10 protein-coding genes are annotated in these 16,239 nt (G+C 62.1%); 5 read left to right on the top strand and 5 right to left on the bottom strand.

Annotated elements, in window-relative coordinates; all coding sequences use genetic code 11:
- Nucleotides 1-152: 152 nt before the first annotated feature.
- The 5 genes from SJQ66_RS17130 to SJQ66_RS17110 all read left to right on the top strand — a co-directional run bounded on the left by SJQ66_RS17130 (nt 153) and on the right by SJQ66_RS17110 (nt 8,540).
- The gene (locus tag SJQ66_RS17130) at nt 153-1,865 is read left to right on the top strand and encodes a hypothetical protein (protein WP_320535085.1); all 1,713 of its coding nucleotides are present in this window, start codon (nt 153-155) and stop codon (nt 1,863-1,865) included.
- 93 nt (nt 1,866-1,958) lie between these two features.
- The gene (gene tssM / locus SJQ66_RS17125; RefSeq protein WP_320535084.1) at nt 1,959-5,858 is read left to right on the top strand and encodes a type VI secretion system membrane subunit TssM; all 3,900 of its coding nucleotides are present in this window, start codon (nt 1,959-1,961) and stop codon (nt 5,856-5,858) included.
- On the top strand, nt 5,855-6,850 hold the full coding sequence (gene tagF / locus SJQ66_RS17120) for a type VI secretion system-associated protein TagF (protein WP_253463247.1): 996 nt from the start codon (nt 5,855-5,857) through the stop codon (nt 6,848-6,850). Before tssM ends, tagF begins: the two co-directional genes overlap by 4 nt.
- A gap of 63 nt (nt 6,851-6,913) precedes the next feature.
- Entirely contained in the window at nt 6,914-7,861 is a 948-nt protein-coding gene (locus tag SJQ66_RS17115) for an OmpA family protein (RefSeq protein WP_046152031.1), read from the top strand.
- 82 nt (nt 7,862-7,943) lie between these two features.
- The gene (locus tag SJQ66_RS17110) at nt 7,944-8,540 is read left to right on the top strand and encodes a thiamine phosphate synthase (protein ID WP_320535083.1); all 597 of its coding nucleotides are present in this window, start codon (nt 7,944-7,946) and stop codon (nt 8,538-8,540) included.
- Between the two features lie 117 nt (nt 8,541-8,657).
- Here SJQ66_RS17110 and tssA read toward each other — a convergent pair whose 3' ends face one another.
- The 5 genes from tssA to tssE form a co-directional block, all read right to left on the bottom strand.
- Nucleotides 8,658-9,854, bottom strand: coding sequence for a type VI secretion system protein TssA (gene tssA / locus SJQ66_RS17105; RefSeq protein ID WP_024905554.1), 1,197 nt, complete (start codon nt 9,852-9,854; stop codon nt 8,658-8,660).
- Between the two features lie 43 nt (nt 9,855-9,897).
- Nucleotides 9,898-12,558 carry a type VI secretion system ATPase TssH gene (tssH, locus tag SJQ66_RS17100; protein ID WP_024905555.1) on the bottom strand — a complete coding sequence of 887 codons (2,661 nt, stop codon included), beginning with the start codon at nt 12,556-12,558 and terminating at the stop codon, nt 9,898-9,900.
- A gap of 40 nt (nt 12,559-12,598) precedes the next feature.
- Nucleotides 12,599-13,870: a type VI secretion system baseplate subunit TssG gene (gene tssG, locus SJQ66_RS17095; protein WP_320535082.1), complete on the bottom strand. Its 1,272-nt coding sequence runs from the start codon at nt 13,868-13,870 to the stop codon at nt 12,599-12,601.
- Nucleotides 13,834-15,675, bottom strand: a complete 1,842-nt coding sequence (tssF, locus tag SJQ66_RS17090; RefSeq protein WP_320535081.1) for a type VI secretion system baseplate subunit TssF — start codon at nt 15,673-15,675, stop codon at nt 13,834-13,836. Before tssF ends, tssG begins: the two co-directional genes overlap by 37 nt.
- Nucleotides 15,676-15,738: 63 nt before the next feature.
- Complete coding sequence (tssE, locus tag SJQ66_RS17085; protein ID WP_024905558.1) at nt 15,739-16,233, bottom strand: type VI secretion system baseplate subunit TssE; 495 nt, start codon at nt 16,231-16,233, stop codon at nt 15,739-15,741.
- Nucleotides 16,234-16,239 lie beyond the last annotated feature (6 nt).

Below are 16,239 nucleotides of genomic sequence, written 5' to 3'. Positions count from 1 at the left end.
ATCGCCCTCGGGGACCGGCCAGACCGTAGCGGCGCACGCGGCGCCGTTCGCAGGCGGGGATGGAGAACGCATCAAGGCACGACACGGCGCTTCGCCGTCGGCGTGTCGTGCCGTGTCATCAGCCGCGTCGCGCGCCTGCGGGGTTAAGCGCCATGCAGACGCTCCCCATCAAACAGATCCTCAAAACGTTGCTGTCGATCTTCGCGGTTTTCGCGCTGGTCTGGATGGCCGTGATCGCGTGGTGGAAGCATGGCAATCGCGTGCCATCGACGCGCGACATCACCGACTACCTCGTGCTCATGCCGTCGGTCATCGTCATTGCCTACACGCTCCTGGGCCGCATGATCGGCAGCATCAAGCACACGTTGCAAACACCCGGCGCGGCGCCGCAGGGAGGCAGCATCGATACGGCACCCCAACCCGAGACCTCCGGCAACAAGGTCACGCCACGACCGGCGCCATCCGCGGCGTTCCGCCATGCCATCATGCGTAGCCCGCTCGGGACCAAGGCAGGACTGATCAAGGCCCAGTTGAAGCAGGGCAAAACGGCGCCGCTCGATCCCACGCTGCTAAACCAGGCCGGGTATCCGCGCCGTGTCGCTCGTATATCGGATCTGCCGTCGACGGCGCTGGCCGATACGCGCCTGCGCCTGGAAGCCGGTGGCGCTTCCCTTGGCGGCCTGCCGCCCTCCCTGGCGGACGGTACGCTGCGCGCGGTCACCTTGCTGCTCGACGTCTGCCGGGACGCGTTCCTGCAACTGCATCAAGCATGTGCCGATAGCCTTGCGGCAACCTCGCATTCCGATACAGTGCGTCCGGTCCGGTCGTTCGCATTCGAACTTATCGCCATCGCGCCAGCGGATTGGTCATCCGCGCTGACGCAGCAGACCATCCGGGCACTCCAGCAGATGCACGAAGAGGTCGCCGCCCAGCATGGTGTTGCCTCGACGGTCGCGATGCAGATCCACGCCAGCACCGCTACCAGCAGCGACGATGCCTATCGCGTCGTCGCGGATGCGATCGACCGGCTGCACCGCACACCGCCTCCGGTTCACGACGCCGCATCGCATGGCATCGGACACACCATGCCGCCGGCCGTGGTCATCATCGCCGCGACGCATTCGTCGATATACGATGCCCCCGGAAGCGAGACGGCGACGGCAGGCGAAGCGGCCGTTGCGATCGTTCTAGGCGCGATGCCGGAGGTACATGCGGCATCGGCCGGGCCGGATCGCTTGCCTGGGGAAATGCCGTCGCGCGAGCCGGGAGCAAGCAGGCCATCAGGCACTGCGCACCCGTATCTCAACGAGCCCGACGTGATCATCAGCGCGCCCGGGTTTGCCGAGCATGATGTCCTTCCCACGCGCGATGCCGAGACCGAAGGCAACGATAATCACGATGGCAACCGCCCGCCACCAAGTTGGGAAGCGCTGACGCACGAGACATTGCGTGCATCGGCCACGTCCGCCGAGACGATGGGCGCGCTGTTTTCCGATGTCGGCGCTACTGGGCCCGAATCGATAAAGATGTCCCAGTTCTGGGCGCAGGCAGTCGCGCATCTGGCGGCACGGCGCGACTGCTTCGCCATCCGTGGCGCGTGCGGCGAGACCGGTGCGGCCGGCGCATTGCTGAGTGTCGCGCTGGCCGCCGCCGACACCGCCGAGCATGGTCATCCAGCGCTCGCAATGACGCTTTCCGAGCGGCAAGCCCTGGCGATGCTCGTGACGCGTGCTGGTGTCCCCCCCACCGACCGGCGCATTGCATCGCCCCCGGACACATCCGAACAGTCCGCTTCCAGCGGCACGCCGACCCACCCCAACATACCAGCCGATTCACAAACGCATGTGCAACCCTTAGCCGCCTGATCCGCCGAAAGTGCCGTACCCCGATGCGAATGGTGCGACACCTTCCGCCTCTATTGGCCCGTAAGACATCCAAGAACAGGATCGCCTCTTTTCATGCAACGCTTGCTTCGCATACTGACCCATACCCGTACGTTGTCGATCATTGGTGCGCTGGCGCTGGTCGGCTTCCTGTTCCTGGGCGCGACCGCCTTACGCATACGCCTTGTCTGGGCGGTCGCCGTCTTCGGCATGCTCTTGCTCCTGTGGCTGCTGATCCGGATCTTCAAGTATCTGAAGGCGCACCGCTCGGGTGCACGGCTCAATAAAGCGCTGGAGCAGCAGGTGGAAACGGCGCAACCAGCACCCGGCGCCGATCCGGCACGCCAGGCGGAACTCGACGGTCTGCGTAGCCGTCTCGCGCAAGCGGTCCGGACGATCAAGACGTCAAAAATCGGGCAGATGAGCGGTAGCCGCGCACTGTACGAATTGCCCTGGTACATCGTCATCGGCAATCCATCGGCAGGCAAAAGCTCGGCTATCCTGAACTCCGGCCTGCAATTCCCGCTCGCCGGTGAAAACAGTGCCGCGATTCACGGCGTAGGGGGTACGCGAAACTGCGACTGGTTCTTCACGACCGAGGGCATCCTGCTGGACACCGCCGGCCGCTATGCCGTGCATGAAGAAGATCGCAGCGAATGGCTCGGTTTCCTCGGCCTGTTGAAGAAGTACCGGCCACGGGCGCCGATCAACGGCATCATTGTCACCGCGAGTATCGCCGAACTGACCGGCAGCAAACCGGAGTTCGCCATTGAATTGGCAAAGAACCTGCGCCAACGCGTCCAGGAACTGACAGAAAAACTGGAAGTTTTCGCACCCGTCTACGTGATGTTCACGAAGGCGGACCTGATCACCGGTTTCACCGAATTCTTCGGCGGTGGCGACCGCACTGAATTCGAACGGGTATGGGGCTCGAGCTTCCCGTACGAGCCGAGCGAGAAAGTGGACGCCGTGGCGCAATTCGACAAGCGTTTCGACGAACTGCACGACGGCTTGAAGGACATCAGCATCGCGCAGATCGCGTTGAGTCGTAACGGCACGCTGGCACCTGGCCAATTGAGCTTCCCGTTGGAATTCTCGGCAATCAAGGCGTCGCTGCGGTCCTTCCTGGCAACGTTGTTCGAAACGAATCCCTTTCAGTACCAACCCGTGTTCCGCGGGTTCTACTTCAGTAGCGCATTGCAGGAAGGCGTGGCCAACAGCGCGGCGTCGGAACGAATCGCGCGGCGCTTCGCGCTAGGCGGCAACCCGTTGCCGAACGCGTCGACGACCCTGAGCAAGCACGGCTTCTTCCTGCGCGATTTTTTCTCGAAAGTGGTGTTTGCCGATCGCAAGACCGTACGGCAATATGCCAGCCCGTTGAAAACACGGGCACGCTACCTGACGTTCTTCAGCCTGGTGACGGCGCTGGCGTTGATGCTGGGCGTCTGGACCTGGTCGACGCTCAATAACCAGCAACTGACCCGCAACGTGCAAGCGGATCTCGACAAGGTCGCACGTCTGCAGAGTGAACATACGGACCTGCAATCTCGACTCGAGGGCATGGACATCCTCGAAGACCGTATCCAGCAGTTGGAACAGTTCCGCCAGAATCGGCCGCTGTCGCTGTCATTCGGGCTTTACCAAGGCGATCGTCTGGAACAACGGCTCCTTGACGAGTACTACTACGGTATCAAGCAGTTGTTGCTGTCACCGGTCTCCGCGAACCTCGCGGCCTTCCTGAGCGATGTCAACGCGCATGCGAGCGATTTATCGCCATTGAATCACGCACCCGGCGAAGTCAATGCGCAGGCCAACGCGCCCTCGGCGCTGCAGGCCACGCGCAGAAATGCGATCACGCCCAATGGCGCGCCACCGAGCAACGGCCTCTATGCCGATGCATCGCCGACGAACGTGCAGGATGCCTATAACGCGCTCAAGACGTATCTGATGCTCGGCGACAAGCGTCATGTGGAAATCGCGCATCTGACGGATCAATTGGCCCGTTTCTGGCGGGGCTGGCTGGAAACCAATCGCGGGGCGATGCCACGCGACCAGATGATCCGCAGCGCGGAACGCATGATCACGTTCTACCTGTCGCGGGTCAATGACGACGACTGGCCGATGATCGAGGAGAACCTCGCGCTGGTCGACCAGACGCGCGCCGATCTGCGACGCGTGGTCAGCGGCATGCCGGCACGCGAGCGTGTGTATGAGGAGATCAAGGCGCGTGCATCCACCCGTTATGCGCCAATGACGGTCGCCCGTATCCTTGGGCCCGACGATGGCAAGCTGGTGGCGGGCAGCTATGCGATTCCCGGCACGTTCACACGCGAAGCCTGGTTCGATTATGTACAACCGGCCATCCGCGACGCGGCGACAAAGGAATTGCAGGCGAAGGACTGGGTATTGGACAGCACCGACAGCAATGACCTGACGCTGGATGGCAGTCCCGAACAGATCCAGAAGGCGCTGGTCGGCATGTACAAGGCCGAGTACGCAAGGCAATGGCAGCAGTTCATGAACGGCATCTCGGTGCGGGAGTTCGGCACCTTCGTGCAAGCGACGAATGCACTCGACCGCCTTGGTGATCCGCAGGACTCCCCGATCCGCAAGCTGCTGGAGACTGCATATGAACAGACGTCGTGGGACAACCCGTCGCTGCTAAACACCGGCATCACGCGAGCGAAGACCGGCGTCATCAACTGGTTCAAGAACCTGTTCAACAGCAGCAACGTGCCGAATACGGCGAACATCGACATCAACGGCAAGCCGGTGGCCATGCCGATCGGTCCCGTGGGCACGGCATTCACCGGCCTAGGCCGTATCGTGATGCAACGGCAGGAAGGCTCGATGCTGCGCACGTATATGGATCGCCTGAGCAAGGTGCGTTCACGCTTCAATACGTTGAAGAACCAGGGGGAGCCCGGACCGGGCGCGAAGCTCTTGATGCAGCAGACCCTGGATGGCAATGGTTCGGAACTCTCGGACGCCCTGACGTACGTCGACGAGCAGATGCTGAACGGGCTCGGCGAGGACCAGCGCAATGCACTGCGGCCGCTGTTGGTACGCCCGCTGCAGGAAGGGTATGCGGTGATTACGCGTGCAACCAGTGGCGAGATCAACAAGATCTGGGCGGCGCAGATCTACCAGCCGTTCCAGACCAGCCTGGCCACCAAATATCCGTTCGACGCGAACGGCAAGGTAGAAGCCGCCCCGGCCGAGATCGGTCAGGTGTTCGGTCCGAACGGCACGATCTCGACCTTCGTCTCCGGCACGTTGGGACCGCTGGTAGTCCGGCGCGGTGATGTCTTGAGCCCGCGCACCTGGGGTGACATGGGGCTGCAGTTGGCGCCTGATTTCATCGCCGGGTTCGGTCGCTGGGTGGCGCCGCTCGCCGGTGGCGCGGCATCCGGCGGTGCAGCCGCGCAGCAACCCCAGACGGTATTCCAGATCCTGCCGGAGCCGAGCCCGGGCACGACCGAATACGCCATCACGATCGACAGTCAGGTATTGCGTTATCGGAATACGCCGCCGCAATGGACGAACTTCGTCTGGCCGAATCCGAATGGTCAGCCGGGCGCGCAGTTGACGGCGACCTCGTATGACGGCCGGACCATCGAACTGTTTAACCAACCGGGCAACTATGGGCTCGAGAAACTGCTGGATGCCGGTCATCCGAAACGAAAAGCCGACGGCACGTTCGATCTGGCATGGACTCAGGGCAATGTGACGGTGACCGCCCGGATGCGCATCATCAGCAGTGCGCAAAGAGGCGACAGCGCCGGGGGTAAATCAGGCGCGGGAGGTCAGAGCTTGCTCGGCCTGACGCTCCCGGCCAGTATCGTGACGATGCCGGTGCCAGGCGCACGGATCGGCGCACCGGCAAACCCTGGCAGCGGCGTCGTATCGACAGCGAGCGGTTCAGGGGCGCTGGCGGCGCCGGGCAACGGTGCATCCGCGGGAGGTAACCCATGAGCAAAGCGATCCAGCAACACCTGGAGTACTTCGGCAAGTTGCCGTCGCGTGGCGATTTCGTACGCAGCGCGCGAAACCCGCAACTGCTGAACACGCTGGACCAGTGGCTGTCGCGAACCATGGAGATGATGGCCGAGGATCCACGCTGGAAGCTGGTCTACGACACCATCGCGCCACTGCACTTCGCGTTCCTGGGCTCACATAGCAAGATCGCGGTCGCGGGGCATCTGGCCGCCAGCGGCGACGCATCGCAGCGACGTTTTCCATTTATCGTCGCCGCGGCGTTCGAAGTGCAACATCCGATGCACTTCCAGACGCGCAGTCCGCTGGCCCTCGCCCGGCTCTGGGCACGCGCCGAGGCCCACATGACGCCGTTGCTAGGCCCGCAAGATCCCGCGGGTGCGCTGCAGAACCTGGCCGATACGTTGGTCACCGTCGACGTGACGGGACCGGGCAGTCCGCACGATGGCACGTTCGACGATTTCCTCGATCACCAGACGCTCGAAGGACTGACGACCATGCTGAAAGCGGCTTCCGGTGGCGCGGCGGTCAATCCGCGCCGCACGCTGCTGGCGCTTGGCATCCTGCTGAAGCCGTTGATTGGCAATACCACGCCACGCGTGGAAAAGGGCTTGTCCCTGCCACTGCCGACGGACCCGTTGTATCGGAGTCTGGTGGCGGTACTGTGGCTGGAATTATGCGCGCCGTTCGTGTCCCGCGCGGACTTCGAGGTGGCCATCGTCATGACGAGGATTCAGGGCCGCGACCGTCTGATCATCGGTCTGGATGGCGGCTCCGCACGCACCTTGCACAGCGTGTTCGATCCGCAAGCCTACATGACGCAGAACATCGACATCGACGATCCGGAATGGGTGGACGATCAGGCGCGAGCCGATTCGTCACTGACCAAACTCGTCAGTTATCTGGACCAACCGCAACTGTCGTTGCGCGTCGCCGTGGATACGTTCCGCGAAGTCTTTACCGGGGAATAGTGGATGGGTTCGAAGCGTTTACACACACCGCCAAAGACGCGTAACACGTTATTGGCGCTGACGATGTCGAGCGGAATACTACTGGGCACGACGATCATTGGCACACCCGCACTCGCCGACGATAGCAGTGGCAATGTCGTGGTGAATCGGATCGGCGGTGACAACGCGCAAGCCACCGTGCTCGACGGTGGCAACGGCGGCGCCGGGTCCATCAGCCGAAACAACGGTCGCGGTGCGGCAGCCGTCACATCGACCGCACCCGTTACGACGACGGTGAATGGTGCCGCATCGGGCCCCGGCGGCGCCACGCGGCCAGGGCAGGTCGTGGTGGGTGGTATCGTTCCCGATGACGCGACAAAGGCGGCCGTGCTGGCACGCGTACAGGCCTTGTACGGCGCCGATAACGTACAGGATCAGATCACCGTGGGCAATGTATCCACGCCTGCGAACTGGTCAGGCAATGTACAGAAGTTATTGGCGCCGAACCTGAAGACCGTGCATCGCGGGCAGTTGAAGATCGACGGCACGCAGATCGATATCCGCGGAGAGGTAGGCAACGAAGCGCAGCGCCAGCAAGTTGCCAGCGAAATGGCCGTCGCGTTGAATCCGACGTTCACTATCCGCAACGGACTGCGGGTGGCCGCGCCGCAACAGCAGCAGAACCTGCTAGACCGGACACTGGCGAATCGTACGATCGAATTCGAGATCGGTAGTTCCGTGCTGGCGCCGGAAGGCAAGGCGATCCTGGATCAGATGGCGACTGCCCTGTCGACGATGCAGGGCACGCGTGTGGCGATTATCGGCCATACCGACAACACCGGTGATCGGCGCTCGAATATCGCGCTGTCACAAGCGCGAGCCGATGCCGTGAAGGGGTATCTGGTGGGACGGGGCATCCCCGCGCAGCAGATGGACAGCAGCGGCGTTGGCCCGGATCAACCGATTGCGCCAAATGATACCGCGGAGGGGCGCGCGCGGAATCGTCGCATAGAGTTCCGCGCGGGAACGTAAGGCGCCGTGCCGGAAGGGTCGCCACGCGCGCCCTCCTCGATAGAAAATGTGTAAGGTAACGGTATCGCGCCAATTTTATCCCATGACATTGTCCGCCCCATTGCCACGGCGTTACCTTATTACCCCGGAGCCCGCACCTGACGCGCCCCTGTCGACTTTCATCGATCATCTGGAAACGGCGCTTGCCGGTGGGATTACCTTGGTGCAATTACGCGCGAAGACGGTGACACCAGCGCAATATGCCTGGCTCGCCCGGGAAGCGCGGATATGCTGTCGTCGTCATGGTGCTCGTCTACTATTGAATGCTCCGCCCGAGCTGGCGCGTTCAGTGCACGCCGACGGGGTACATCTGACGAGCGCGCGCTTGATGCATTGCGCGAGCAGACCGCTGCCATCCGATTTTCTTGTTTCAGCGGCGTGCCATGACACGCATCAAGTAATACATGCGAACACGCTCGGCGCCGACCTGCTAACCATTTCACCGGTCTTGGCCACAAAAACACATGTCGATGCGGAACCATTGGGCTGGCCCCGCTTCCGGGAAATCGCGGCGCTGACGTCCATTCCGGTGTACGCGCTGGGCGGCATGCGTATCGCGTCGCTCGACGAGGCGCTTGCCGCCGGCGCTCATGGAATTGCCGCCATCCGGGACTTCTGGGGTGAAGACGTACGGTCTTGAAGCATACGGCGGTCACCTCTCTACCACCCACGCCAGCATGCGGATGCAGCGCATTGAGACAACGGGAGGGAATGCGCGTTTAGCATGTCCGGCCGCCGAACGATGCGCGCGGTGCCTTCACTCGTCGATGCGCTTCACCCCTAGCAAGTCATTCAGTTGTTCCAACGACGCGCCGTCCTTCACCACGGCATTGAGCCATTCATGCAACGGCATGTCGGCCCATATCGCGGCCTTTTCCGCCATATACGCCGCCGGACTATGCGGCTCCGTGCGCCGGAAAAACGCCGCCACCTCGCGCAAACGGGTAATCGCCTGCGCACGCGTGGCGATCGGCCCGGCCATGCCGCTGGACGTACCGCCATTCGACATACCGTTCCCGGCGCTGCCGCCCGACACAACACTGAGTTGCCCCATGATGTCCGCCTCCGATTGGTCGAACTGTGGCTCGATCCGTTCATAAGCGCCGCCCGTTGGTGGCGGCATGCCCGTTTGTGGTGGCTGATGCGCCGTACCGGCCGCCGCTGTCGCGCCTTCCAAGGCACCAGCGGGGTCAATGCCCGCATCCTTCGCGAAACGCTCGGCCAGACGGCGCACCGTGTCATACGCCTCTTTTACCTGCCGGAAACTGGGTGCATCGTCGCCCGCCTTTGCATCCAGCGTCGCCTCCAGCGCCTTGAACGCCTGCTCGAACGCCGCCAGCTCACGTAACACTTGCGTGTAGAACGACGGCTTCGTCGTCCGGCGCGCGGCGTCGAATATGTCGATCGTAATCTTGCCGCGCAAGATGTCGTCGGCGTTGTCCGGGTCCCGCTTCACTGCCTGGATCAGATTGGCCGCCACCTCCCAATCCAATGCGCCATATCCGCCACCACCCTGCGTCAACGGTACGCCCCGCAGCAACTCAGCGGTCCGGCCAGACAGCCAGCCGACATTGCCCAGCCGGTAATCCTGATCCCCGTCCTCCGGCAACGGATAAAACGTGTCCCAGAATTCCGTGCAAAGGCCGTTGAGCAGCGCATATCCTTTCGTCAGGCCCGGTAGACCTTCCTTGATGCCCCATGCCTCCGTCAGCCAGACCGCGAGACGCAGGTCCTTCGTCTGCGTGGACAGCAAGGCGGTGCCACGCGCGATGACGAGATCCCAGTTGGCCTCCTTGACATCGGTCACCCATTCACCCTGATCCAGTGACGGGTCTTCGAAACGGCGCGCCTCCTGTATCACGTCGAAATCGTTGGAAAACAGCAGGTCCTCGCCTGCGGGCATGCCCTCGGCAATGGGTTGCAGCAAGGCCTGGACGGCTTCGGGCGGTATCATTTCCACTTGGTTCGGCTCACTCAACGCGTTCTCTTCGTTCGGCTTACTCGACGGTGTAGGCAAAGACATCGCCTTCGCCCGCGCTCACGGCGATCCGGCGGATCGGCGTGCCATCCGCGACGCGCTCCAGCACCTGCTGCGCGATCTCAGGCAACAGGGTGCCGTTCAAGATGTGATCGACGTTCCGCGCACCCGAGTCCACTTCCGTACACCGCGCCAACACCGCGTCGACGAGCGCTTCGTCCCATTCGAACACCGCATGGTGGTTCGCTTGCACACGCGCCTGGATGCGGGCCAGCTTCAATTCGATGATCTCGCCAAGCACCGTATCCGAAATCGGATAATACGGAATCACCTTCATTCGCCCCAGGAAAGCCGGTTTGAACGCCTTGTGGAGCGCACCGCGTAAAGCCTCGGCCAATTCGTCCGGATCAGGTAGCGCTTCCGGCGGCTGGTTTAGGCACTGTTGCATCACCGTCGATGAGCCCACGTTCGATGTCAGGATGATGATCGTATTGCGGAAGTCGATTTCACGTCCTTCCGCATCGTCCATGAAACCTTTGTCGAAAACCTGGAAGAACATTTCCAGCACGTCCGGATGCGCTTTCTCGATTTCATCGAGCAGCACGACTGAATACGGATTGCGTCGCACAGCCTCGGTCAGTACGCCTCCCTCACCATAACCGACATAACCGGGCGGCGATCCCTTCAGGCCGGACACGCTATGCGCCTCCTGATACTCACTCATATTGATCGTAATCATCTTGCGCTCGCCGCCATAGAGGATGTCGGCCAACGCCAGCGCGGTCTCCGTCTTGCCCACGCCCGACGGTCCGACGAAAAGGAAGACGCCCCGTGGCTTGTTCGGGTCTTCCAGACTCGCACTGGCCGTTTTCACGCGCTGAGCCACCGCACCAAGCGCGTGGTCCTGTCCGATCACGCGAGCGCCCAGCAGGTCCTGCAGTTGCAAGATCGTATCAATCTCATCGCGCACCATGCGGCCCAACGGAATGCCCGTCCAGGCCGCAACGATACCGGCCACCACATGCGCATCCACCTGCAACGGCAGCATCGGCTGATGTTGCTGCGCCTGTTCAAGCTCTGTGATCACCCTCGCCAGCTCCGCTTGCAATGCCGCCGGCTCCTGCGCCTCGGCCAGCGCCTGGCGCAAGGCGGCGACGCGGGCAACGAGTGCCTTTTCCTGCGCATATTGTGCGTCCAGGACGTCCAATGCCGCAGCATCCTCATCGCGTTGCGCGCGCAACGTCGTCAGCCGTCCGTCCCGCTCGACATTCACCGGTTCGTCGCGCTGCTCACGTTCCAGCACGGCAATCGCGGTGTCGGTTCGCTCGATACGTTTGCGCGTGTCCTCGATGGGTGCCGGCGTCGCGTTCTGCGCGAGTGCGACTTTGGCGCACGCGGTATCGAGCACGCTCACCGCCTTGTCCGGCAACTGTCGCGACGTGATATAGCGATGCGACAGGCGCACCGCTTCGACGATGGCTTCATCCAGCACGCGAACGTTGAAATGCTTTTCCATCAATGGCGCCATGCCGCGCAGCATTGCCGCGGCCAGGGTTTCGTCCGGCTCCTCGACCTTCACCACCTGAAAACGCCGCGCCAGCGCCGCATCTTTCTCGAAATACTTCTTGTACTCGCTCCAGGTGGTGGCCGCCACCGTGCGTAGCTCCCCTCGCGCAAGCGCCGGCTTCAGCAAGTTGGCGGCATCGTTCTGCCCCGCCTGACCGCCGGCCCCGATGATCGTATGCGCCTCGTCGATGAACAAGATGATCGGTTGCAGGCTCTTCTTGATTTCGTCGATAACCTGCTTCAAACGATTTTCAAACTCGCCCTTCACGCTGGCACCGGCCTGCAGCAGCCCCATATCCAGCACGCGTAGCGCCACGCCCTTCAGTGGTTGCGGCACGTCCTCGCTCACGATACGCAATGCCAGTCCCTCGACCACCGCGGTTTTCCCCACGCCCGCTTCGCCAGTCAGAATCGGATTGTTCTGCCGCCGCCGCATCAAGATGTCGATGACCTGCCGGATCTCGGCATCGCGACCAATCACCGGATCGATCTTACCGGCCCGCGCTTGCGCGGTAAGGTCGTTGGTATAGGTATCCAACGCCGGTGTCTTCGACTTTGCCGCCCCGGGTGCGCCAGGCGATGCGCTCGCCACCGGGCCGGCCTCACCTTCCGTCTCTTGCTCTGCCGCATTGACAGGCACTTCCGACGAGCCAGCCGTGATGTCATCGAAGCGATGCTTCAAATCCTCCAATCGCACCTTGCCGAAACGCGGCGACATACGCTGCGCGATCTGAAGCAGATCCGTGGCGGTCAGTAACGCCAACAGCAAGTGGCCGGACCGGATGCGCGCGCTATGACCATCAAGCGAGGCAATCAGCCAGCCTTGTTCGAACAGCCTGGGCAACTGCTCGGAGAAAACCGGCGTGCGTGTATTGCCGGTGCGCAGTTCCTCAAGGCTACGCTCGAAGTCGGCTCGCAGCGCGTCCGGCGCGACGCCGCATGCTTTCATGATGACGCTGACATCGGAGCGCGGATCGTCGAGCAATGCGATAAACAAATGTTCGAGATCCACCTCGAAGTGTCCGCGCGCCAGACATTCACTGGCGGCTTTCTCGGCCGCCGCGCGAGTAGTGGCATCGAGTTTTCCGATCAAGACCTTCAACGGTGTGCGCATAGTCGTGAGCCTGCTTCTTCTTAATATCGTCAAAAAAAAATCACGCGTGGTCAATGACCTGGAGCGCATATCGCGCATCATGACGATGGTCCCGGGCCGGACGCGACATCATGAAAGCATCTTGCCCCAAGCTACCCGCGCTCCCCAGGCAACCCGGCCGTACCGCGTCCTTGTGCAGCACCAACTGCACTTCGAACTCGAACAGCACGCCCACCGTCAGTTGCAGCAGTCGCGTCAATGCCAGCGCACTGGGCCGGCCACGAAGGAATGTTCGGTATTGCGCCAAAGTCATCGGTCCAATCACGAGCCGCGCGCACATATCACGCTGCCATACACGTTCACCTGACAAGGCCGTAGCGCCCAGGGTTGCGTTGTGCATGCCGAGCCGCGTCCATTGCTCAGGGGGCACCGAATACCACTTGCCGACGAACTGCACGACGTTGATCGCCACGCCGAAGTAATCGCCAAGCACCCGCTGCAGATAGGCCGCCGACATCGGCCGCTGCCGTACGGCTGCGGCGTAGCCCGCGACGGCCTCATCGAAGTGAGGGGTCAACGGATCTTCTGCCGCAACCGTGTCGCGCAGTGTGCGCTGCATGCGCGGCGCCACGCCACCCAGGGCCAGCAGATAAGGCTTGTACCGCTCATCGCGATCCACTTCGTAGTGCAGCGCCAGGCGGTATTTCTTCCATGCCCCGTAGAACAGCGCGGTCGCGCGGTTCGAGAAGATGTTCAGGTATTCACGTGCGGCGCGGTCACGCCCCAGCGTCTCGCGCTCGGCGATCTGTTCGGTATAGTGCAGCGGCAACGCGCCTTGTACACCAAGCAGGCCAAAGAAGGCCGGTGTCAGCGCGACATGATCAAGGCGGCCAGTAGCGATCGCCGCGCGTTGAGACGCGGGGTCATGCAACAGGTTGCCATCGATGTCGTAGGCCTGAAGCTGCTCGATCTCACTAGGCGGGAACCTGAGCGACAACGTTGTGCGAAACGACATCTGTGCTGTCAGCGCACGGCGCCGCATCTCACGATTTTCATGCTCCTTCCGGTCATCGTGCACGTTCACCATGGCAGCGCCGGAGGGCGGGATGTCTGCTTGCAATGCGCCGCCACGGACCGCGACGCCATCGGGATGATCACGCAATGAAGGGCTGGCGGCGGCGCGGGCCGTACGGCCGGCGATAAGGTCCTGCTCTGCCCGGCGCAGGAACCAACGCTCGAGCACACGCACCGCCTGGAAAAACCCAAAGCGATGCGGTGCTTCGAGCAGTTGCTCGACTACACCAGGACTGATTCGCCGCTTCGGGGCTGACATCGCGCAATCTCCTCGCCGGTCCGTTTCGATTTCACCACCAGCAAGGTGAAGCTGTTCAAGTGCACATAGGTCGCGAAAAACGCGTCCATGACGCCAACAAAAGTATGCAGACTCGCACCGACGAAAAAATCCTCGTCGATCGTCAACGTGATCTCGATTCCGCGAACGAACGTGGCAAAGGGCTTACCGGGCATCCAATGCACGACTGCCTGTTGCGTCACATCGGCAATGCCATCGATATGTCGTGCCGATACGGCAGTACGCGGCAAGTCGTATAGGCGCAGCATCTCGCGCAGTGGGCCTGGGCCGGTCTGCGTCAACGACACCTGGTTCATCGCCAGGTGTGAAATCAGACGCCAGTGTGCGGCGCGGCCCCGCTCGAAACGCCGGCTCGGCGTGGCCCGTCGCAGCATGACGATACGCTGGATGATCGATGTTCCTTCCAGGAACAGATCCCCCTCGCTCAAGCCGAACGCGAGCATCGAGGGCAAGTCGCGATTCGTGCAGGTCAACTCCAGGCTCAAGGTATCGGTCGCCGGCACGGCGGGATCGAAGTCGATATCAACGATCGAGATTTCGGTTTCATAGCCCGGGTTCTTGCTCGCCACCCAGTCATCCCGACGGGCGAACCAATAATGGCCCGATTGATCGTTCGACTCGCCGTGACGCAACGAATAAAACGGCCGGTATTCGACAATCGATTCGCCGTTCGCGGTCTGGCGCACCAGGTTGACCGTGTCGATCGAATACACATCGGTGCCTGCTGCACGCCGCGAATCGGGCACCACGGGATAACTCAGCGCCGTGTGATTGATCCGGATAGGTTCACCATGCAAGGGAAACAAGTTGACCACCGGCGTGCAGAACAGTTGCAGATGGTCGCGCGTCACGGACTCCAACAACCGCGCAGCGTGAGAGTCCCCGCGCAAGTCCTTCAATACCAGATGCAAGGTCAGTTGCTGCGCCCGCCCACCCGTTTGCGTCAGCGCACGCATGTCGATATCGATATAGTCGAATTTCTCCGGGAACGCGAAGTACTCGGTCAACAGCCGATAGGCCGGATGCGAACGCGGTGGCGTCTCAATCAGTGATTCATCCTCGCCGTGCCCGACCTGAGACAATGGCGTCCGGGGCAGCTTCTTCCAGCGAAAATTGCCGTCGGCCTCGACATACGCGGCCGTCACGTTCAGCAACATCGCATCGGCCAATGCGGAGACCAGCGATTGCTCACCCTGGATATGGGCGCGCAATCTCGGCAACGGCATATCCCCAAGGCGGAACGGGACGGACGTGGATCGTAGCGTGATCGATATCAGGCCGGTGGCATTGGCCGGCAGCACGACCGAGGACGGGGCGCTGGCAATCGGCGAATACCGAACATTGCTAATCGTCACCGGCGCGAGCGTGACATCGTACGCGGTACGGAACGTGCAGGGCGCGCTGCGCACCGGGCGCGTCTGCAACGACGTGCCACGCGGGATCGTGACCGGCGCGGTCAATTGCAGCAACGCCTCTCCCGCGTCCAATTGCGCGATCGAGCACGACGGAAACGGCCGCAGGTAATGCGGATGCATCACCTCAAGCAGCGCTTCGGTGAATTCGGGATAGTCGTCGTCGAGCTTCTTGTTGATCCGTGCGCCCAGCAGCGCGAACGATTGGATCATTCGCTCGACGTGCGGGTCCTCGCTGTGCTCGCCGGACATCGCGAGCCGTGCCGCGATCTTCGGATAGCGTTGTGCGAAGTCCCGCGAATAGCGTCGTAGATACGAGAGTTCCCGCTCGTAATACGGAAGCAGATCTTCCATGAGGCCCCTTATCTGCGTCCCATGTGTGGTTGTGCATCGCCGCGCGTCCGCCTGCCGATACTTTTACCGTTGTCGGCCATCGGCACCGCGTGCGCGGCTAACCGAATAACGCAGCGTGGACGGGTGCAGCATGGCGTCGAAGCTGACCGGCTCTTCGGCCGGGTGTACCACCAGCAACGCCTGAATGGCGAAATACAGCGCGCTGGTGGCTTGTTCCTTGAGTTCCAACGATACTTTGACTTCTTGCAAACGCGGTTCGTGCCATGCAATCGCCTGCTGGATCGCCTCGCAGATGAACGTGCGATCGTAATAGCTCGCGAGGCTCAAACCCGAAAAATCCTGCAAGCCATAGGTCAAGACCGACTGCTTGCATTCGGGAAGCGTTTCGAGATCCGCCTCGGACAACGGCGTACGCGTGTTCAGCAACGCCTCCACATCGCGTGCTACCGTGGCTTTCAATTCCTCGACAGAAAGTGTTCGTAAGGCCGATGACGCGGCACTGCGCCGTACGTCATCATCGAACAGCTTGTCGAGCAGACTGGGTTCGAAACGCTTCATGCCACT

Source organism: Robbsia andropogonis (assembly GCF_034047095.1).
GTDB lineage: Bacteria > Pseudomonadota > Gammaproteobacteria > Burkholderiales > Burkholderiaceae > Robbsia > Robbsia andropogonis.
This window is presented reverse-complemented; position numbering and strand designations above follow the sequence as displayed.